At 42.3% G+C, this 18,719-nt stretch carries 19 protein-coding genes and 2 pseudogenes; 4 read left to right on the forward strand and 17 right to left on the reverse strand.

Features of this window, described 5'->3' with window-relative positions; genetic code table 11:
- Nucleotides 1-11: 11 nt before the first annotated feature.
- From AB4589_RS15680 to ati1, 5 genes are all read right to left on the reverse strand, one after another.
- A complete protein-coding gene (locus AB4589_RS15680; RefSeq protein ID WP_371710352.1) occupies nt 12-992 on the reverse strand; it encodes a T3SS regulon anti-activator ExsD domain-containing protein in 981 nt (326 codons plus the stop codon).
- A gap of 133 nt (nt 993-1,125) precedes the next feature.
- Nucleotides 1,126-1,995: a helix-turn-helix transcriptional regulator gene (locus AB4589_RS15685; RefSeq protein WP_017100158.1), complete on the reverse strand. Its 870-nt coding sequence runs from the start codon at nt 1,993-1,995 to the stop codon at nt 1,126-1,128.
- Between the two features lie 480 nt (nt 1,996-2,475).
- On the reverse strand, nt 2,476-2,970 hold the full coding sequence (locus tag AB4589_RS15690; RefSeq protein ID WP_017096461.1) for a YscW family type III secretion system pilotin: 495 nt from the start codon (nt 2,968-2,970) through the stop codon (nt 2,476-2,478).
- A gap of 809 nt (nt 2,971-3,779) precedes the next feature.
- The gene (locus tag AB4589_RS15695; protein WP_017096459.1) at nt 3,780-5,267 is read right to left on the reverse strand and encodes a VPA0450 family T3SS effector inositol phosphatase; all 1,488 of its coding nucleotides are present in this window, start codon (nt 5,265-5,267) and stop codon (nt 3,780-3,782) included.
- Between the two features lie 30 nt (nt 5,268-5,297).
- Nucleotides 5,298-5,747, reverse strand: coding sequence for an Ati1 family type III secretion system chaperone (ati1, locus tag AB4589_RS15700; protein ID WP_017096458.1), 450 nt, complete (start codon nt 5,745-5,747; stop codon nt 5,298-5,300).
- 377 nt (nt 5,748-6,124) lie between these two features.
- Between ati1 and AB4589_RS15705 the strand changes: the two are divergent.
- Nucleotides 6,125-6,439 (forward strand): annotated as a pseudogene (locus AB4589_RS15705) (transposase); the annotation flags it as partial.
- A 381-nt stretch (nt 6,440-6,820) separates the two neighbouring features.
- On the opposite strand, the gene vopD reads toward AB4589_RS15705, so the two are convergent.
- From vopD to sctW, 12 genes are read right to left on the reverse strand one after another with little or no spacing between them, the layout of a single operon-like run.
- Nucleotides 6,821-7,822: a type III secretion system translocon subunit VopD gene (vopD, locus tag AB4589_RS15710; protein WP_069591733.1), complete on the reverse strand. Its 1,002-nt coding sequence runs from the start codon at nt 7,820-7,822 to the stop codon at nt 6,821-6,823.
- 9 nt (nt 7,823-7,831) lie between these two features.
- Entirely contained in the window at nt 7,832-9,031 is a 1,200-nt protein-coding gene (gene sctE / locus AB4589_RS15715) for a type III secretion system translocon subunit SctE (RefSeq protein WP_017096455.1), read from the reverse strand.
- A 3-nt stretch (nt 9,032-9,034) separates the two neighbouring features.
- Nucleotides 9,035-9,526: a SycD/LcrH family type III secretion system chaperone gene (locus tag AB4589_RS15720; protein WP_017096454.1), complete on the reverse strand. Its 492-nt coding sequence runs from the start codon at nt 9,524-9,526 to the stop codon at nt 9,035-9,037.
- A 12-nt stretch (nt 9,527-9,538) separates the two neighbouring features.
- Nucleotides 9,539-11,425: a virulence-associated V antigen gene (locus tag AB4589_RS15725; RefSeq protein WP_017096453.1), complete on the reverse strand. Its 1,887-nt coding sequence runs from the start codon at nt 11,423-11,425 to the stop codon at nt 9,539-9,541.
- A gap of 10 nt (nt 11,426-11,435) precedes the next feature.
- Nucleotides 11,436-11,726 (reverse strand): LcrG family type III secretion system chaperone, encoded by a 291-nt coding sequence (locus AB4589_RS15730; RefSeq protein ID WP_017096452.1) that lies wholly within the window; start codon nt 11,724-11,726, stop codon nt 11,436-11,438.
- A gap of 40 nt (nt 11,727-11,766) precedes the next feature.
- Nucleotides 11,767-12,201 carry an LcrR family type III secretion system chaperone gene (locus tag AB4589_RS15735; protein ID WP_372101065.1) on the reverse strand — a complete coding sequence of 145 codons (435 nt, stop codon included), beginning with the start codon at nt 12,199-12,201 and terminating at the stop codon, nt 11,767-11,769.
- Nucleotides 12,201-14,327, reverse strand: coding sequence for a type III secretion system export apparatus subunit SctV (sctV, locus tag AB4589_RS15740; RefSeq protein WP_102249940.1), 2,127 nt, complete (start codon nt 14,325-14,327; stop codon nt 12,201-12,203). Before sctV ends, AB4589_RS15735 begins: the two co-directional genes overlap by 1 nt.
- Nucleotides 14,311-14,649, reverse strand: a complete 339-nt coding sequence (vscY, locus tag AB4589_RS15745) for a type III secretion system chaperone VscY (protein WP_017096449.1) — start codon at nt 14,647-14,649, stop codon at nt 14,311-14,313. Before vscY ends, sctV begins: the two co-directional genes overlap by 17 nt.
- Nucleotides 14,650-14,654: 5 nt before the next feature.
- On the reverse strand, nt 14,655-15,032 hold the full coding sequence (gene vscX, locus AB4589_RS15750; protein WP_017096448.1) for a type III secretion system protein VscX: 378 nt from the start codon (nt 15,030-15,032) through the stop codon (nt 14,655-14,657).
- Complete coding sequence (gene sycN, locus AB4589_RS15755; RefSeq protein WP_017096447.1) at nt 15,029-15,403, reverse strand: type III secretion chaperone SycN; 375 nt, start codon at nt 15,401-15,403, stop codon at nt 15,029-15,031. The genes vscX and sycN overlap by 4 nt, the downstream gene beginning before the upstream one ends.
- Nucleotides 15,390-15,674 (reverse strand): TyeA family type III secretion system gatekeeper subunit, encoded by a 285-nt coding sequence (locus tag AB4589_RS15760; RefSeq protein WP_017096446.1) that lies wholly within the window; start codon nt 15,672-15,674, stop codon nt 15,390-15,392. The genes sycN and AB4589_RS15760 overlap by 14 nt, the downstream gene beginning before the upstream one ends.
- The gene (gene sctW / locus AB4589_RS15765; protein ID WP_017096445.1) at nt 15,655-16,548 is read right to left on the reverse strand and encodes a type III secretion system gatekeeper subunit SctW; all 894 of its coding nucleotides are present in this window, start codon (nt 16,546-16,548) and stop codon (nt 15,655-15,657) included. Before sctW ends, AB4589_RS15760 begins: the two co-directional genes overlap by 20 nt.
- 186 nt (nt 16,549-16,734) lie before the next feature.
- On the opposite strand from sctW, the gene sctN reads away from it, so the two are divergent.
- The 3 genes and pseudogenes from sctN to AB4589_RS15780 all read left to right on the forward strand — a co-directional run.
- Nucleotides 16,735-18,057, forward strand: a complete 1,323-nt coding sequence (gene sctN, locus AB4589_RS15770; protein ID WP_017100265.1) for a type III secretion system ATPase SctN — start codon at nt 16,735-16,737, stop codon at nt 18,055-18,057.
- Nucleotides 18,054-18,515, forward strand: a complete 462-nt coding sequence (sctO, locus tag AB4589_RS15775) for a type III secretion system stalk subunit SctO (RefSeq protein WP_017096443.1) — start codon at nt 18,054-18,056, stop codon at nt 18,513-18,515. Before sctN ends, sctO begins: the two co-directional genes overlap by 4 nt.
- Before the next feature lie 9 nt (nt 18,516-18,524).
- A pseudogene (locus tag AB4589_RS15780) lies at nt 18,525-18,719 on the forward strand (type III secretion system needle length determinant); the annotation flags it as partial.

The following is an 18,719-nucleotide window of genomic DNA, read 5'->3' on the forward strand; positions in this document are numbered from 1 at the left end:
TTTAGTCCTATTTAAATCTGCCTGAGATTGTTACAAGCTTGCCCGCACTCATTGTTTTGAATATCAACGTAGTAATGATCCACTCTGCCAACGGTTTGCATATCTTGAAACCATTGCCAAATTTTAGCGACGGCATTTAGATCGCTAAACACAAGCTCACATGCATCCCAAATATCGCTCAGCTCAGGAGCTTGTACTCGAGCCTGGCTACACCATATTTTCCATTCAGATATAAATTTATCTGATATTCTACCGCACTCATATAAGCCCTTGAGTTTATCTAGAGTTGGCTTCCACTCTTCAACTAGTGCTCGATGAGATTCAATAACTTGATTTTGTTGCTCATTGAGAACGCGAAGTTGGTCATGCAATTCACTATGCTGATTCTCAATGAGATCCAACTGTTGTTCAGCAAAAAATGTGCTACTCGCTTCTCCGGACAATCTCATCCAATACTCTTTCTGAATACTCAGTTGATTGATTAACTGTTCAAGCTTGATGGAGTCTTGTAGCGCCCTCTGATCCGTTTGCTGATTGCACCATTCATTTAAGGTTAAATACATCGAAAGAATTAGTGTCTTAGGTGACGCTAGATTGAAGCGGTAACCTAATCGCTGATTAATGTAATCCAGTCTTTGTTCAAAAGAGTTCAACACCCGTTCGTCACTTAGTTGCCCACCCACTTCTAAGAAAAGGCGCATAGCAGAGCGGTCTAAACACGTTCCAAGCTTTTGATATGTTTTAATTAGCTGACTTGCACATAAACAATCAACAACATTACGATCAAGCAAGCGCTGCAGTAAAGACAATTGGTCGTAACTCAGAACACCTTCACTGAGTAGCTGTCTGTGGTTTACATTAACAACGTTAAGCTCTTGAGTTGATTTAGGTAAGCCCTCGTACCTTGCGCCTCGCTGCAATACAGTGACCTTCCTCTGCAGCACAATGTTGTTAGGAAAAAGCGAACGGCGTCGCCAATGCTGCTTTTTCATTTTAATCTTCTCCGTATCTACTTCGAGCAATCCAGAAGGAAGTAGAGATAATAGTTTTGCTCATCGTTACGCTGAGCATAATAGGGTTTACACCCGTTAATGCCTTTCAAAATTAGTCAGAAAATTTTAGTCGTCAGACATTTCGCTTAACAATTACTACCGGATCATCTCCAGAACGGACCTTACTTGGTGTCGTTCCAAAGCGACGACGGTAACTTTGTGTAAAGTAAGACTGGCTTGAAAACCCCGCTTCCATCGCAACATCGACAATGTTCATCTTGCTTGTGAGCAATAGTTTGTGAGCGTGTAATAAACGACGTTCACTGATCCAAGCTCTAGGGGAGATACCATAATATTCGTTAAAAAGCTCTTTAAACGTAGTCAGACTCGCACCAAACTCTTGAGCATAGTCTGTCAGTTTCCACTCTTTAAGATAATGAAGATCCATAAAGCGACGGAGTCTCTCTGAGGTTCGATTTGTCAGTTGTGATAACAACGCGTAGAGGTGTTCACCTTGGTCACCATGCAGTAACAAGATGAGCATTTCCTCATACTTTAAGCGCATAATAGCATCAGGAAAAGATTGCTCTTCTAGAGTATTAATCCCTAATAACGTCTGTTCTAACAATAAGTTTAGAGTAAAAGGGAATAATCCAGACTGTACATCCTCAACCTTTGGCAACGACATCAAAAGGTCACTATGCTTTTGCAATAGTTGACTCACCAGTTCATTGTCAAATTCGATAACCGAAGCCGCATATTGACCGCCTATCGGTGTGTATTCTAGTAAGTAATCCCCTTGAGAAAGATAAACCCCTCGACCAGCGACCACGTCTAGCGTACAACCCCCGGTTTGCACCCTCAATTGACCATTGTGAACGATAACAATATGAGACTGGCTAGAATGAAACACTTCATCGTATTTTTCATAGCAGCACGCACCATGAATTTTTCGCAAGTGCGAGTCGACCCTTTCGGCGTTTAGTCGGCCTAACACATCCATTTTCTACCCTTCATAATTTTAATTCCTCCAGTTCAAACAAGAGAAACTGTCGAAGCCAGCAGTGCGATTGCAAATGCAGACCGATTACCAATAAATAGTCCATAACACTACCATCCAACCCGAATAATAACGAATAACCAAGCGCTAACTTCGATAGCAAAAATAATTCTGGCAAAAAAGTATTTTTGATATCGTCGTGACATATTTTTGATAGTTAATTAGTATTTTCTAATTTTCAACTGGTGATACAAAAAGAAATTTTACATTAAACACATGAACGTGGTATTTTTAAAGTTCGCTTGATTTACATTCCAACCAATAAGTGCGACATGCTTTATTAAAGCACCTGGGGATAGCCATATATATTCAAAGGAACTGATGCTTACATAATAAAAAACCCAATGACCTTATTTTAAATATACCTAGAACTAGGATATCCTCCAACGCATTAAACATAATAATAAAGGAAAATATTACTTCCTAGTAATTATTATAAGCCTCTAGGTTTAAGTTGGTATATACACTGCCTTGCGTAAAGATATATCGCTCTTCCTTTTTTGCGATAATCTCACCTTGATAACGCAATATAGCGCGCACTTTCATCTCGCCATTTCCAGCTTGAATCGGAGCAATAACAAACGAGTATTGAACGGGTAACTGAACCCCTTGATACTCTTGTTGTAAAACAGTAAAACACTGACTATCTAAAACCTGACACACATCGACGCTTAGAAATGTACTCACTGGAGCGGTGTAATTATCAAACGTTATCCAACCAAATAGTGCTCCTTGAAGATGATTAGAAAACCCATTTGACACTGGGTTTTTGGTTGCACAACCGCTTAGCATCAATGCAAGGAATATTAAGCAATAAGAGTTCTTTTTCATAGGAGACAAGTATTCATCTAAATTGTCAGTGACAAAGTTATGGTTACCCATGGCATCAAAGCGGTTTAATCCAGTAATAAGGGGCATTTCGCTATACTCGCTATGGTTATCCGTTGTTATCTATCAAGGGCTGGAGCAATTTGACCACTGCAATTAGTATCATCAATACAGAGACCCCCCTTCGTATGGAGCACGCATAGCCTCTTTGCACGGTCGCGACTATCTACTTATGAAATACATCGTTTACTGGCACCATTTAGAAAAGGGCAATCGTTGCTTTGGCAGTTCGCCAAAGTAAATCAAGCAATCATGCTTCTCAAAAACATAACTGACCTCATCATATAATGCGCTGAACCCTCGATATGCAACATGCTTCCTATCCGTTCTTGCTAACTATCTATATTCTAATGAAATATCTTTATAAATAAAGGATGAACTCGATTGCATCACTTTTACACAAATCAATAAAATCAATAATTTAACAACAAACAAATAAAAAAAAAGTCCTAGATACCACTTAGTTTTATCCTTATTACCCGCCATCACTCACAACGAAGGGAATACATTTCTGTCGTAAACAGGTCTTGTTAGCTAAAGTTAACAATCCAAAATTATAATTTATTGACAGCAGACGACTTTGTTGCGTAATTCAGTTTTAACCACTCGTTAATCCTTTATATCGACAAATTCTTGAGTTTAAACTTCTTCTATCCAGCTAAAATTGAAGCGAGCCAAGGCGAGCAGATCATGACAAGAAACGAAATGCGTCAAACGCTTTTTGAGTATATATAGGTTGATTACTATCGAACGAAAAGGCAATCTTACGATCACCTTTTGTATTCATCATTCCTATTCATCTAGATAGATTCACAAATAGGTATTCTGGTGAGTCTATCTTAAAGGTTGGCAATGAACTGCTGGTTAAACTGAGCGTTTACTTTGCGGTTAAGCTGTTCGTATTTCTCGGTCAATTCAATTTGTTGAGTCTGTAGTTGACCGGTGGTCAGGTTAGCAGTGTGAAGCTGACGCATCTCTTCCATAAAGCCATTTGTTAGCTGGCTAAAGATGGCATCTTTGCCGATGATAAAGCTAGTGAAGTTCTCTTTTACAAACGCTTGTTCATCGCTACTCAAGTTTTCTAGACCAAGGCGAGCTTGATTCGCTGAGGTCACATCATCAAACGTCGCTTTTGCCGGATCAGTACCAGGATTTAAGTACGCTGCTTCATTTTTGAAGTCTTCTGCTGTATGTGTTTGTGCGTTTTCAATCAGCTTTTGAGAGGAGCCTCTTACTTCAAATGTAGACTGTACTGGCTTGTGGTCGCTGACATTATCAAACCCTTCAGTGATAACACTGGTTTCATGGTTTTGTAAGTTGCCTGTTTTATTTGTTAAGCCAGTATTATCGAGCTCACCGAAGTCAGGTCGGTCACGACCTTCTTTTTGTTTAATATTACCAGTGTGCTTATCAAGCTGCATGTAAGTGTGACTATTAAGAGGATTGAACTTAAAGCCATGCTTGGCTAAATGCGTATCATCATGTGCGACTGGATCGTACATCACATCAGAACCTTGAGCGGTGCGTTTTTCACGCTCATTCAGATCACCAGTGATCAGAACCTCTTCATGCGGTTTGCTCCCTTCCATCAACTTGTTACCTTCGAATTCACGTTTGACTTCTTTGTTAGAATCCAAGTGTGCAGAAATGACGTTTAGAGCTTGACCATTGATCTCTAGAGCCGTTTTTACGCCACCTTTGTTACCAGTGATACCCATGAAGAATTCCATGTTTCGACCACCGATACCATGACGGTATTCAGACTCTTTTTTGACGTTAATATCGACGCCGTCTTTTGCAAAAACGGACATTGAAGTGTAGCTAACACCTTCACCAAGACCTTTCGTCATAACTTTCATTTTGTTTTGACTCAGAAGGTTCATACCATCAAGTTCAAGATCGTTAGCAAGCAATTTAGACTCTTGTTCCGCAAACAAAACCACATCATAGTCACCTTTTTGAATCAGGTTCTGGAAGTAGTTCTTTGTGTCTTCCGGCATCTTTTGGTTTGCTTGGTTATAGGTCAAAGTTAAGACCTTAACGTTGCCGCTGCCTTCTTTTTTATGCAGTTGTTGATTCATCTGATTCAGCTTTAAATCACCGTTTTTTGAAGAATCGGCTTTACTAAAGAAACGATTAAAAAAGCTTCGGTTTTCTTTTTGTTTTAGAGTAACGTCACCATCGCTATTTTTAGTTACGCTGTACTCTTTACCAAATACAGAACCAAATTTAACGGTATCGCCTTCTTTGGCGCTACTTTTAATATTTTGAATATCTGCGAGGTCTAAATTACCTCGATGCTGGCTATTAATTTGAATTGTAGACATACATTAAACTCGTATTTTAAATAAGGGAACTTAAACAAAGATCCCAGCAGGAAGTGTTTCTGGGATTGTCTCTGCGTTATCCGCTTGTTCAATAAAATGGTGCCATTGCTCCATTCTTTCTAACAGTTGCTGAAAAGTGTTCTGCACATAATCTTGAGGTTTGTTTGAGAGAAAAATAACCTTGTAGCTCGTTAACCTTCGGCTATCGGGCATTAGACCGATACCGAAACCACCACGGAAAGGTTCCAGAGCATGTTCACCAATCGCGATAGCAATCGTTTCTGGAAGAGGGGTTGGCAACTCCACAGGGCTGGTGAGAGACATGTGTAAGCTAATGGTGGTTTCGTTCTTAAATACGGTTAAGAAAAGTGCTTCATCATGATTATTCGTATCCGATGATAACTCACATTGAAATAATCCGTTTTCATCAAAATCCACGCCGTTACCTAAAAAACTGATACTTTCCTGATAAATATCCATTGTGTTCCTTCTGTGTATTTTTCTGAGGGTTCTTATTCGTAGTGAGAAGAATTATAAAGATGAGGGAATGGCAAGATATTAAATACGGGCGGAAGTTTTTATACTCAATGAACTTTAAGAGGCTTTGATGCTTAATTTAGTTTAGAGACAGAGTCGCACCGTTTCGTGTGCTTCTTAGTCAATACGACAAGTTTTATAACCCAGTAAGCTTGTTCAACGCTTTGCTCATCGCATAAGTTTCACCCACCTGTGCATTGTAATTTCTTAAGCTCATCGTCCTCCTAGTAACAGAGAATGAATGCATTGTTGCTTAAATCAGTTGAACCTTTTCTAAGTCTTGTGATCTGATCCTTTATGGTAGTTAGAACGGTGGTGACATGGGTAAAGCGGAAAAGAAGATAACTAACTGGGCGGAATACAATAAGGCTCTGTGCAAGCGTGGTAGAGGTTTCCAGTATTCTGATACCGCGATTGAAACTGCCTTGATGATTAAGGGGATCTTCTATCCGCCATTACGTGCTCTTCAAGGCTTTATTGATTCTATCTTTGAGCTATTGGATGTTCCACTGACGTCCCCTGACTACACCTGTATCAGCAACCGTTCGAAGACAGTTCAGGTCAAATATCGCAATAAATCCAAAGGAGCTATTCGCCATATAGCGATTGACTCGACTGGTCTCAAAGTTTTTGGCGTCGTTGAACCTCAAACTGATTTGATCAACAACGCCGAGAATGAGTGGATTCCATACATCGCGGAAAATCTAAAGTAAAATGGCTATGAACTTATGCTAGGAGTGGGTTTTATTATTGGGTTGATAATCGCAACAAAGCGTAGATAAGCGTGTCAATGATCTCCTCAAGGAAGAGTTCTTGCTGACTCAGGACAAAAATCTTAACGAGTTAAAACGCTTATTGAAGAGTTGATACATACGTCTAACGAAATTAGGCGGCATTTCAGTCTAGGTGTGAATTTGCCAAATAAAATGCATGAAAAAAGCCAGTAACTTGCATTACTGACTTACTAAAAATTGCCAACCTACTTTAGAAGAAGGGGACTCTAATCCGCAGTGGTTTTAAACGGTAGGAGCAGATGCTCGCCATGCTTGGTTTTGGCTATCAGCAATTGAGCGAAACAGATCCCGCAGCTCTTTAAGCATACTATCTTGAAAACCAATATTTTCGTCAGCTTTCTGTTTCAATGCTTGTGCACGTGTCGCTAGAACTTCATCTTCTTTACCGCGAGCCTGAGCTTTAGTTTGCTCTACATTTGATGCTGAGTTTGCCATCTGACTAAGAGACTGAAGAATCGAATTTCGCGCTTGATTAGAGGTGGTAGCTTTGTCAAACTTTCGCCCCCCTTTTGTCAATTTATCAGTCAAATTACCAAGACGGTCTTGCCCGACATCCTGAACACGCTTTAACTGTTGCTGTTGAGTTTTCGATAACCCACCATTGTTCAACAAATCATTAGCCTTATCTACACCAGCTTTTTGTGTTTTCAGTAATGTATTAGTCGATGCTTCCGCTTTAATTTGTTTACCAGCTTTAGCAGAACCTATTCCGCCCAAAATTGCCGTTACACCGGCTAGAACTCCTGAAACTACAGCCATTGCGATCATCGCTTTAGCAGATTTATTTAGCTCTTGTGCTTGACTCTTAAGGCTCGCTACATTCGCTTCAACCGCGATTTCACGTTCAAGTGTTTGTTGTTCTCGGCTTAACTTCGAAACTTGGTACAGTAAGGTCATCAAAGCAAGAGATTCCGAAACCGTATTTGACGATGATTGAGTTCCAGATTGACCATGAAGTGCTTTTTCTAGGGTTTTCATAAGCAGATTTGCTGTTGGTGCCAAAGCGGTCATCAGCTTTTCAACCACGCGAGCTTGTTCTCCACTTTTCGGCGCTTTAGGTCCTTCCAAAAGATAATGTTTAGCACCTGACACCGCCGTCTCATCGTTACCACGAACCGCTGCTTCGGTTTTTGTCTCGGGGGCTTTTTCAACCTTAGTCGTTTTATCTATCTCACCCAAACCGTATAGATCTGCATTCCCAGTCTTACCAATTTTATCTAACATAAATTCTCCTTAAACCGTCGCTGGACGATTCATTACCGTTTCCATCGTTTCGCTTTTCGCCTGAATCATCTGCATGATGACATTCATCAACTCTTGGAAACCTTCCATCATCTTAGCGATTTCTTTTTTAAGCTTATCAATAACCGATTGAGTCAGCACCTTCTCCGCTTTCTGCTGAGTAAGATCCGCATTAATTTCTGTCACTTTAGCTTTATTATTGGAATGAACACTATCGGCAGAGCCTTTACCAACATTAGAAAGAAGATCTAATGACTCTGCAGCAAATCGAATACCTTTAGCTGTCGTCGTGGCTGCTTTAGAACCCATATCTGCAACTTTTGCCATATTAGCTGCCGCTTTAGTCGCAATATCAGTGATTTTTTGTGCTACTTTACTGGCACTTTTCCCCGCCAATTTAGCAATACCGCCCGCAGCCGCGCCGCCAAACGTCACAACAGCCCCAATAACCGCAACCGCAATCTCTAAAGCCATCATAACTTTGCTGAGAGCATCGACATTAATGCCAGCTTCTTTCATTGCATTTTGAACAGCTGGTTCTTGCATAGCCATACTGACTACACCCAATACACCACCGGCAATCATTAGTGCACCAGCTGCTGCTCCAACACCAGTTGCCACCATTACAGCGCCCACTATAATCGAAACTGCGGCACTGACCCACCCAAATATCTTGGAAACCAGACCCGATTTTTTCGCTTCTTTAGCCGCAGCTTCAGACTCTTTGAGTTTTTGTTCGTTATCCTTTATTTCTTGTTCGTGTTTCGCTTTCGCTACTTTTACTTCTTGGATCTTAAGCTTGTTTTGTACGCTCTTCAGTTTGTCTGTGATAGCAGCTAGCTCTACCTCAAAGTCATCGGCTGACCCTGCCAGGATTTTCACTGCTAGTGAGCCCGTGTTGTCGGCGACCGCATGTAAAACCTTGGCAATCGAATCAACGATTTTTTGTAGTTGATTCATGGCTTTCAGCGTTAATTCATTGACCTTATCGCTAACTGCAGCGTTCGGTGCATCAAGCTGAACTTTAACTTTACCAGTGTTCGGTACTTCAGATTTTTTACCTTTTACGTTTTCAACCGTTACTGAAGCTGACACGTGAGATGCAGTCTTAGTAACCTTATCTAACATTGTTTGACCAGAATCCGGTAAGTATGCCTGACTCTGAGTGCGGTCTAGTGCGATAGAATTCATATTCTAGTTACTCCTTTTGTTTTTCACCGCTTCTAACATGATGCCTGCGCGTTGATGCAAATCTGCATACTCTGGTTTTCCGGCAGACATCCCCTTCGCGCTGTAAAACCCACTCTCTGCCTCTGTTAATTGCTCAAGTTTTAGGTAACACTCTGCAGAGTGGAAAGGTGGGCGTGGGTCATTAATATCTACAAGCGCTGCATAACTGTAGGCGTCAATCGCCTGCAGGTACTCACCCAGTTCTTGACGAGCAGCTCCTAAACCAATAAAAAATCGTGCTTGGTAGTGGTCAAGCATGCTAAGCAGTTGGAATATCTTACCGGCTTGCTCTATTTTTCCTGATTGGAAAAAATTGAATCCAACAGCGTAAATGTGCTCAATGGTATCTGCTGATACATCGTGCAGCATTTTTAACGTTCCACCTTCCTCAAGAAACGAAAGGAGTTCCTCTGCTTGCATTTGAGATGGGTCAGTTACCGGGTTTTGTGTAGTCATGGTTATTTATCCTTAAATCGCTCGTAGGATTGCTTGCAAAATATTGTGGTACTTTTGAACAAATTTGTTCATAGCTTCAACAGTTGCGTTGTATTGGGAACTGATGTCGCTTAACGCAGTAGTTTTTAACTGTACAGAATCGTTAATTGGCTTCGACTTACTTGAAACCGAGCTAGAAAAATTACTAAGGTATTTGTTATCTGTATTGTTATAATATACATCGCGACTAACAGTCACTCCTGCATGCTCTAAAAATTGTTTGTGAGTAAAGTATTTAACTCCATCAGAACCAACCCTTGGAGTTATATGTTTTTCTAAATACTTAAACTCCTTACCTTTTTCAAACTTTTGTTGAGTCTCATATCCGAAATGTTTATAAGTAAAATGCTGCCTGTCTGGATAATAATGCCCACCACCAGTACTTGAGTTAATTATCTCCGATAACTTTGTACTGATGGTAGTCTGGACTTGACCAAATATTTTTAGTTTAGTCGTAAGCTCTTGGAGTTCCTCTTTCTTCTCGTTACGCTTTTCAAGACGGTTCACTCGACGCTCATTTAAAGAAAACAGCACGCGCTCATCAAAACGATCGCCAATAGTCGAATCAATCACAGATAACAAATCACGAGAGGTTAACGAGTGCTCAGCTTTAACATCTGCTTTCCTTTGACCGTCAGTCCCTACCGTTATTTTCTTTTCATCTTCTGTGATTTTACTTAAACGAGCTTTCAGAGCGGCTAGGTTACTCATCATTTTTTTATGACGAGTGGCAAAGTCGATACCAACATCTTTCCTCAACATCATTTTTTCAAACTGAAATCTTATATCTCGTGCTGTATGCTGTTTTATTTGGTCAACCTGTTGTTGTGGAGTTTGGAACTTCTGCACTTCGTGAAGACTGCTATAAAAGGCATCGACTTGAGTGTTTATAAGACTCACAGCCATATTCGAGAATAAGCTAGAGAGCGTTATATCCGTAGATGAGCTCCTTAGCTTCGCAATTGCCGCATCAAGTACTATTTGCAGCTTACTAACCGAACCTGCTCCATAAGCATTTGCGTATTGACCTTTTACTTGGTTCACCAGATCGTTCAGCCCTCCTCTAAGCTCCTGCTTAGACATACCTGGAAGCCAAGTGATTTTATTTGCCAAAAGTTGTGCATCACTGCCACTTAGCGTAAGACCTGCATTATTTAAAGATCTAGTAAGCTGTGCTAAAACTGCTGCTTTGAAGCTTTCTTTCGTTAATAAATAATCCGAGTTATTTAGCTCGTTGATGTCTACCGAACCTAGATTGCGAAATGCATTACGCAAAAAAGAAATAGCGTTCTCACGAACCTTACTAGAGCTCATTTGCTGAGAAAGTGAATTTATAAACACACTGATCTTCGCAGTAGCTTGTTTAAGTGCATCGGCATCTAAGTTAGCTATTTGTTCTTCTTGGGTACTCTGGCTTCCTAAGCGGAACTGATTGATAAAGTCTGTAGGGAGCGAATTGTCTACCTTGTCACTTAACTGCTTTTCGAACCAAGTTCGGAATTGGTAAGTAAGTGTTTTGTTGACTCCGTTTACCAAGTCTTGAGGTGAAATCTGACCATTCACCGCTTGATTTTGCAACGATTTCATCCAATGAGCAGCAGTATCAACTGCAGCAGTGCCAGTAAATGCTGCTTGTTTTTCTAGTAGTTTCCTCAATGAATTGGCATAAAGATCAAGGCTATCTTGTTCACTACGCCCTAACACCTTAGGCAATTGACTAATCAACGCCTTCAACTTAGCCGCATTTGGCTCCCCTAAAATATTAGCCAATTTATCAGCCAAACGATCCTGAAATGAGGTCTGCGGCTCTGGTCGAGGTCCTACCCCACCTACTGGGTTTCTTCTGTTTATATCCGTCATTTAAAAACCTTTAAATTACTATGCCACGAAGTAACACAGGCCGCTTGCGCCTAGAGCCTTCGGCATTAGTGCCGTGGAGCGGATGTTGTTGTTGTCTGCGGCGTTGTACTTCCTCGAGCAATTCATGTTCTGCTTGTTTCATCAGTTTGGGATCGGCGTTTAACCCATCAAGCAGAATATTTCCTGCTACTGGACCAACACCTAATCCTTCAAGTAGTTCATTGAACACTTCAGCTCTGTCATCTGCAGTAAGGATAGCAAGTTCTGATTTTTCAATGGTTTCGGTAAAGGGTTGCTTCATCTTGATACCTATATTAAAGCGAAGCATCTATTAGATGCTGTCAGTAACAGTCGAGAGTTTTTACTTTCTTTCTCTTTTTAAGTGGGCGGTAGTCACTCAGGCGCAAGTAGTACCAATCATCTTGTTCATCGTGACTCGCACCACAGGCTCCCAAATAGAATTGCGCTAATCTTTGGTTACTCATATTGCTACCACGCAATACGTCAACGTTGCCACTAATGATCCAGTTGAGTGGGTACAATCGGATAGCATGTTCTGCGAGTAAAAACAGTGCAGAGAAAGGATTGCTCAAACCTTGGTTTGGAGTAATTCTTCGCAACAAAACGATGATAATTTCACCATCGTCTACTCGGAACACGAGCTCCATACCGTCGTATTCGTAGCGATGGCCAAGTAAGATAGTGCTTTTCTGCCAGAAATAAGGCCTCACTTTGATTCCTGACGTCACTAAAGACTGACTGAGTACACATGCCATTACATTCCCACCCTGCCTAAAGGTTGAATATTAATTTGTTGCGTTAGTTCTTGAAAAGACAGCACTGGCAGATCGTAGTATTCAGATTCAATCAATTTTCGCACGTAACGGCGTACGTCCATTGACACCACTAACACTGGTTTATTTGGCATACGGCTCAAATCACCAACTGCTTGCTTAACGTCGCTGACAAACTGTTGAGTAACGGAAGGGTCAAGCGCTAAGTAACTGCCCGACGAAGTCTGACGAATACCGTTACGGAGCATATCTTCCAAGCTCTGATCTAACAGGTATGCTGGCAACATATTTTGACCGCTGGCGTACTTGTAACAAATATAGCGTTTCAAACTTGAACGGATGTATTCAGTCAACTGAACCACGTCTTTTTCTTTTTGTCCCCACTCCACCATTGCTTCTAAGATCACTCGTAAGTTACGAATAGAAATATCCTCAGAGACAAGGCGTTGTAGGATTTCCGTCATTTTTTGCAAAGGCACAATACGCTGTGTCTCTTTTACTAATTCGGAATAACTGCCTTCCATTTGCTCTAGCAAATAACGAGTCTCTTGGATACCGATAAAATCTTGGGCGTACTCTTTTAGCACATGAGATAGGTGGTAAGTCAAAATACGGTCGGGAGTTAAAAAGCCCACTTGGCTGTTTTCTAGTTTTACTTTATGACTGTGGTCTACCCAAATACTCGAAATTCCCGGTAGAAAATCGTCATCTTTCTCGTAAGGTATACCAAGCAAATCGATCTGCTCATTATCTTCTGTCACCAGCAGTTTTAAGCTTTGAATCCGACCGCGGGCAACTGGCACTTCTTGCAATTGAATCAAGTATTCACCGTTGCTCATCCCTTCGTTAAATCGTAAGTGAATCCCCGGGAACGGCACGCCGAGATCTAGGTACAACGCTCGTCTTACTCGTGCGAGCTCATCATTCAAAGCGACGGCTTCTAAGCTCTCTTGTAAGCGAGCATCCAAATCGATTAGCAGCGGTACCGTCATAGCGAACTCTTCTTGTTCACCTAGTTTTCCTTTGCTGTTGCGCTGAGGTGCCGCTTTGTTCGATTTGGCGGCTGGCGAGCCCGCGCCTTGGGCAACAAAACTTGGTAAGTCGGCACTGCTTAATTTACTTTGTTGTTTTTTGTTATGGAGTAAGAAAAAGCCGCCACCACCGACTACAATAGCAAGAACAAAGAAGGTAACCTTCGGGAAACCGGGAATAAGCGCAAACAACACTAGCAACACACCGCCAATCAACAAAGCTCTTGGTTGTGCTGTAACCTGTGCTCCGATATCTGAGCCTAGGTCAGAGGACTCTTCATTCGAAACGCGCGTCACAATAATACCGGCAGTAATCGCGATAAAGAGAGCCGGAATTTGCGATACCAGGCCATCACCTACGGTCAAAACAGCAAATAGCTCCAATGCTTCCGACGCTGACATGCCTTTTTGAGTCACACCTATGGTTACACCGCCAAGAATATTCACCACGATTATCACCAGACCAGCAATAGAGTCTCCTTTTACGAACTTCATCGCCCCGTCCATAGAGCCGTACATTTGGCTTTCTTTTTCAATCACTGAACGGCGATGACGCGCCTCATGAACATCGATTACCCCGGCGCGCATATCGCCGTCTATACTCATTTGCTTACCCGGCATCGCATCAAGGGAGAATCGAGCACTGACTTCCGCTACCCTTTCTGAACCTTTAGTAATCACCATAAACTGAACGATTGTGATGATCAGGAAAACTACGATGCCCACGACCAGGTTACCACCCACGACGAAGTTACCAAAGGTAGAAACGATTTGACCAGCATCACCTTGCAGCAGGATAAGTCGTGTTGTAGTGATAGAAAGTGACAAGCGAAATAGTGTAGTGATCAACAGAACCGCTGGGAATGCAGAGAACTCTAGGGGGGATGTAATGTAGATAGCAATCATCAATAAGACGACCGCTATACTCATGTTGGTACCGATAAGTACATCCACCAATGTCGTAGGTAAAGGCAAGATCATCATAAAGACGATTGCCAGTAGCATCACGGCAAGCATGATGTCTTTACGCTGCCCAACCTTGTTAATAATATCGATCAACTTATTCATTTGGTTCACTATTTAGAGATTTTATATAACAGCGATGAGCGCGGCGCGCGCCCTCAACATCATCTTGTTTCCAGCGGGCTTGGCTAAGACAAAACCATAAACCAGCTTCATTAGAGTTGTTGGCTTCCAACAAGCTTTCGCACAGTTCGATTGAACGAGCGTACCGCCCTAAATCCAGGCATGCTACCGCTAATGTTTGGCGAGCTTCTTTATGCTGAGGTTCGATTTCCAACAGCGCTTCGAGTAACATAATTGCTTGTTTAGGTTTTTTATATTGAACTTGGAGAGCCCCGTGGATAAGCAATAGCTCCACATCTTTTGCTTGTAACATGGGAGTTAAACCTGAATCAGTAGATTCAACGCCATGGTGAGATAACGTTGATCTAATTGAGTAGTTTGCAACGTTTCCGCTGCTTGAGTTAGCGTATGAGAACCATTTTTCTTCGCCAAGTCTTGAAGTCTTTGCAGAGTTATATCAAACTGCTGACGGTATTTTTCTGGGCGAAGTAAGTCTGTATGTGTAATCTTTGGCTTAGCGAGTGGCATCAAGTACTGCTCTGAAGGGCGAAGTTCATACAATTTCTCTAGGTGCGTCGCGATGGCTTGACCGTCAGGTAGCAGTTGAAAACGTTGTGGAAAGTCGCTTTCGACTTGCTCAAGAGAGATATGAGCAAAACTTTCAATACCAACGTTTAATGTACTAATCCGATTCATGAGTTCACCACGTCGTTATGCAAACGAACTAGCAACGCGAATGCTTGTTCTATGGTTGGTAAGGTAACTTCATCGCCTTCAATTTGCGCTGAGAAAACTAACGCTTGTTCATCGAACAGCCCAGTTTTAATAGTGAATGGCCACCCTTGCCCTGAATGACAAAAGCTCAGTGCCTTTTTAATTGACTCATTAGATTGATGCCATGGCAGCGCTTTTACCAACATAAGAAACAAACAATCCTGATATTTCTCAAGGTACAAGGTGCCGCTTTGTTCAAAGCTCAACTGAACACGTCCAGCCGACGAGAAATTTACGGCTTCAAGCCCCATTCCTCGGCAAAAATCATCCACTGACGCATCAATCCAATTCATCGTTCCAAATTTCCTCTTCTTCTAAATCAATCGCTTCATCAAGCACTTTTTGTATTGCTTGTATTAGGTTTTGCCGCTGTTCTTCGTCGTTAAACACATCAATGGAAATATGCCGAACTAAGTTGTGCAGTTCTCGTAAAAAACTAATTTGTCGCTCAATGGCCCCCAACTTCATGGCGTTCACTAAGTTCCATATCTCTTCGCTTCCCACCCAGCGCTGCTCAACTAAGTCGATGACATCCGACATTAAATCAGTAACTTGATAAGCCATGGCTTGCCTGCTGAGGTTTAAACATCTGATAGATATTACTAACTTGATCTTGAAGGGTATTCAGCGTCTTAAGTTTTTGCATATCTGACATCAAAAGCTGCAGCTTAACCGAATCAATATTACTGCCTTGAACACTTAAATCTGCACTCATACCTTGCAACATAAAGTCGACGGCGGTGGACACCTCTTTTTCACCAAATCGCTCAACCACATCCTTGTATGCCGAGCCTAAGCCTTGGTAACTGTGTACTGTGTCACGATAGAAACCGCGTAGTTGGTGCAAACTGCTAAAGTCTTGCTCTTTGCTATATTCATCAGCAAAGCTCGACACACGAATCTCGGTATCAATCTGAGACCAAGAATCTGGATTTTGCTCAAAGTTCAGAAGGGCTTGGTCAATCAGCGCCAACAGATTCTTACTTTCTGGGTTCGCTCCGAGAAACTTTTTTACCGCCTTTAATGCAAGGTACTGGTGACTCTTCTCTTCAGAAAAGCCATTAAGGTAAGCTTGTAGCTGCGCGATCGTTGATAAGTTGCCACCCGCCATCTTGGTAGCAAGGTCTTTGATCTTTTGGTTCTTCTCAAGATCAGGAACTTTCCTTAAATATTCAGACACCAACTCATGAGCTTCATTAACCCGAAGACCACCATCTTTTACTTTACGTTTGGTTAGATCTTTTTCTGCTTTTTCTGAGCCTAATGACGTCAGCTCCTCCATTGCGTCAAATAATGATTGAGTAGCATTGTGTACTCGGACGCTCTCGCCTCGATAGTTTCCACCAATTGACTCCCCAGAACGTACGTACTCATGACCGCTTCGAATTGGCGTGTCAAACTTGTTACCCGTTGCAATTTGATTGTTGATAATACTCACTCATTTGCACTCCTTTCGTACAATATGACTTGAGTGTAAATGTTGTATTTGCAATAGGCTGTCAAAATCAGACGTGTTTTTTTAGGGCATTTTTAGTTTTCTAAAAACTCCCGACCAATAGTCACTATAAATACTGCCCCATCCTTTCTACTCTATCACTACCAGTTATTACGCATATTTCCTAAATTGAACGATTTCTCATACATCACCGAAACGCAACAATCTGCTATCAAACAAACTCGTTTGATACAAATCCGCGGCCGAGTTACTCAAGTTACTGGCACCATCATCAAAGCCGTGGTTCCTGGTGTTCGTGTTGGGGAACTTTGTGAGTTGCGCAACCCTGATCAAACCTTGTCGCTTCTCGCGGAAGTGGTTGGTTTTCAGCAACATCACGCGTTACTTACTCCACTTGGAAACATGCTTGGTATTTCCTCCAACACCGAAGTGAGTCCACTTGGAAAAATGCATGAAGTAGGCGTTGGCAACCACTTGTTAGGTAAGGTACTGGATGGACTGGGTCGCCCGTTTGATGGCACCCAAAATAAAGAACCGAGTGCTTGGTATCCAGTTTACAAAGATGCACCGCCACCGATGCAACGAAAATTGATCGAAAATCCCATCTCCATGGGGGTTCGTTCGATAGACGGATTACTCACCTGCGGCGAAGGACAAAGGATGGGTATTTTTGCCGCGGCTGGTGGTGGTAAAAGTACCCTACTCGCCAAGTTCATCCGCTCCGCTGACGTTGATGTCACAGTTCTCGCCCTTATCGGCGAAAGGGGGCGTGAGGTTAAAGAATTTATCGAACACGACCTTGGTGAAGAAGGCATGACAAGGGCGGTGTTAGTCGTAGCAACCTCAGATAGACCTGCAATGGAACGTGCCAAAGCTGCGTTTGTGGCCACCTCCATCGCAGAGTACTTCCGTGACCAAGGTAAACGCGTCCTACTGCTTATGGATTCTGTCACTCGCTTTGCCCGAGCTCAACGTGAAATCGGCTTGGCAGCAGGTGAACCACCAACACGACGAGGTTATCCGCCTTCTGTTTTTGCTGCATTGCCAAGACTGATGGAACGTGCTGGCCAATCAGACAAAGGCTCCATCACCGCTCTGTACACCGTACTTGTAGAAGGTGACGATATGACAGAACCAGTTGCCGACGAGACCCGATCAATACTTGATGGTCACATTATTCTTTCTCGGAAACTGGCCGCAATGAACCACTACCCAGCCATTGACGTGCTTCGTTCAGCAAGCCGTGTAATGAACCAAATCGTGGATAAAACTCATCAAGCATCGGCAGCTCATATGCGTGAAATGCTGGCAAAATATGAAGAAGTTGAACTGCTGATTAAAATTGGCGAATACCAACATGGTGCTGATAACCGCGCGGATATGGCCATTGATCAAAGTGATGATATCCGAGCGTTTTTACGTCAAGGCACACACGAAACAAGTGAGCTCGACGAAACCGTGACTCAGTTACAAGGACTCGCGGGCTTATGATCGAGCAGTTACTAGAGATCAAAACGATTCGTGCCGAGCGAGCTGACAGTGCAGTTCAGCAGCAAGAGTACCGAGTCAACAACGCCCTCTCTATAAGGCGAAAATCCGAGCAGTCCGTAGTCGATTATCACCAATGGCGAAAAGAAGAAGAAGAGCGACGATTTACCAAAGCGAAGCAGAAAATGGTGGTGCTAAAAGAACTCGAGATATTGCGACAAGAAATCGCACTATTGAGGGAAAGAGAAGCCGATTTAAAGCAGCGAGCCGCTGAAGCCAAAAAAGTATTGGAGCAAGAAGCTCAACGGCTCAAAGAGAGAAAAAAAGAAGCAATCGCCGCTCATAAAACCAAAGAAAAATTCATTCAGCTAAACGAACAAGAAATCGCTGAACAAATACGTCAAGTGCAGTACCAAGAAGAGCTCGAACAAGAAGAGTTTCGTAGTGCCATTGTTTCATAGAAGGTAAAAATGCGAGTCAAACACGATCACCCAGACACAGCAGGATTTCCCAAAAAGGTTCGACAGAGTCCCGCGACTAACGTCTCGGAAGAACTTGAGTCTATCTTTAACAATGCTCTGAAGCCTAAAACTCAGCCAGCCAATCTTCAGCAAAAGAGTGCCAAAGACCAAGCTGATTCAACGGGTTCAACGGATTCAACGGAT

This window comes from Vibrio sp. 10N.222.49.A3 (genome assembly GCF_041475145.1).
Lineage (GTDB): Bacteria > Pseudomonadota > Gammaproteobacteria > Enterobacterales > Vibrionaceae > Vibrio > Vibrio tasmaniensis_A.

Excerpts from the sequence above, each read along its gene's own strand:
- AB4589_RS15680 (WP_371710352.1), bottom strand. The coding sequence starts at position 992 with ATGAAAAAGCAGCATTGGCGACGCCGTTCGCTTTTTCCTAACAACATT.
- AB4589_RS15685 (WP_017100158.1), bottom strand. The coding sequence starts at position 1,995 with ATGGATGTGTTAGGCCGACTAAACGCCGAAAGGGTCGACTCGCACTTG.
- AB4589_RS15690 (WP_017096461.1), bottom strand. The coding sequence starts at position 2,970 with ATGCCCCTTATTACTGGATTAAACCGCTTTGATGCCATGGGTAACCAT.
- AB4589_RS15695 (WP_017096459.1), bottom strand. The coding sequence starts at position 5,267 with ATGTCTACAATTCAAATTAATAGCCAGCATCGAGGTAATTTAGACCTC.
- ati1 (WP_017096458.1), bottom strand. The coding sequence starts at position 5,747 with ATGGATATTTATCAGGAAAGTATCAGTTTTTTAGGTAACGGCGTGGAT.
- vopD (WP_069591733.1), bottom strand. The coding sequence starts at position 7,822 with ATGTTAGATAAAATTGGTAAGACTGGGAATGCAGATCTATACGGTTTG.
- sctE (WP_017096455.1), bottom strand. The coding sequence starts at position 9,031 with ATGAATTCTATCGCACTAGACCGCACTCAGAGTCAGGCATACTTACCG.
- AB4589_RS15720 (WP_017096454.1), bottom strand. The coding sequence starts at position 9,526 with ATGACTACACAAAACCCGGTAACTGACCCATCTCAAATGCAAGCAGAG.
- AB4589_RS15725 (WP_017096453.1), bottom strand. The coding sequence starts at position 11,425 with ATGACGGATATAAACAGAAGAAACCCAGTAGGTGGGGTAGGACCTCGA.
- AB4589_RS15730 (WP_017096452.1), bottom strand. The coding sequence starts at position 11,726 with ATGAAGCAACCCTTTACCGAAACCATTGAAAAATCAGAACTTGCTATC.
- AB4589_RS15735 (WP_372101065.1), bottom strand. The coding sequence starts at position 12,201 with ATGGCATGTGTACTCAGTCAGTCTTTAGTGACGTCAGGAATCAAAGTG.
- vscY (WP_017096449.1), bottom strand. The coding sequence starts at position 14,649 with ATGTTACAAGCAAAAGATGTGGAGCTATTGCTTATCCACGGGGCTCTC.
- vscX (WP_017096448.1), bottom strand. The coding sequence starts at position 15,032 with ATGAATCGGATTAGTACATTAAACGTTGGTATTGAAAGTTTTGCTCAT.
- sycN (WP_017096447.1), bottom strand. The coding sequence starts at position 15,403 with ATGAATTGGATTGATGCGTCAGTGGATGATTTTTGCCGAGGAATGGGG.
- AB4589_RS15760 (WP_017096446.1), bottom strand. The coding sequence starts at position 15,674 with ATGGCTTATCAAGTTACTGATTTAATGTCGGATGTCATCGACTTAGTT.
- sctO (WP_017096443.1), top strand. The coding sequence starts at position 18,054 with ATGATCGAGCAGTTACTAGAGATCAAAACGATTCGTGCCGAGCGAGCT.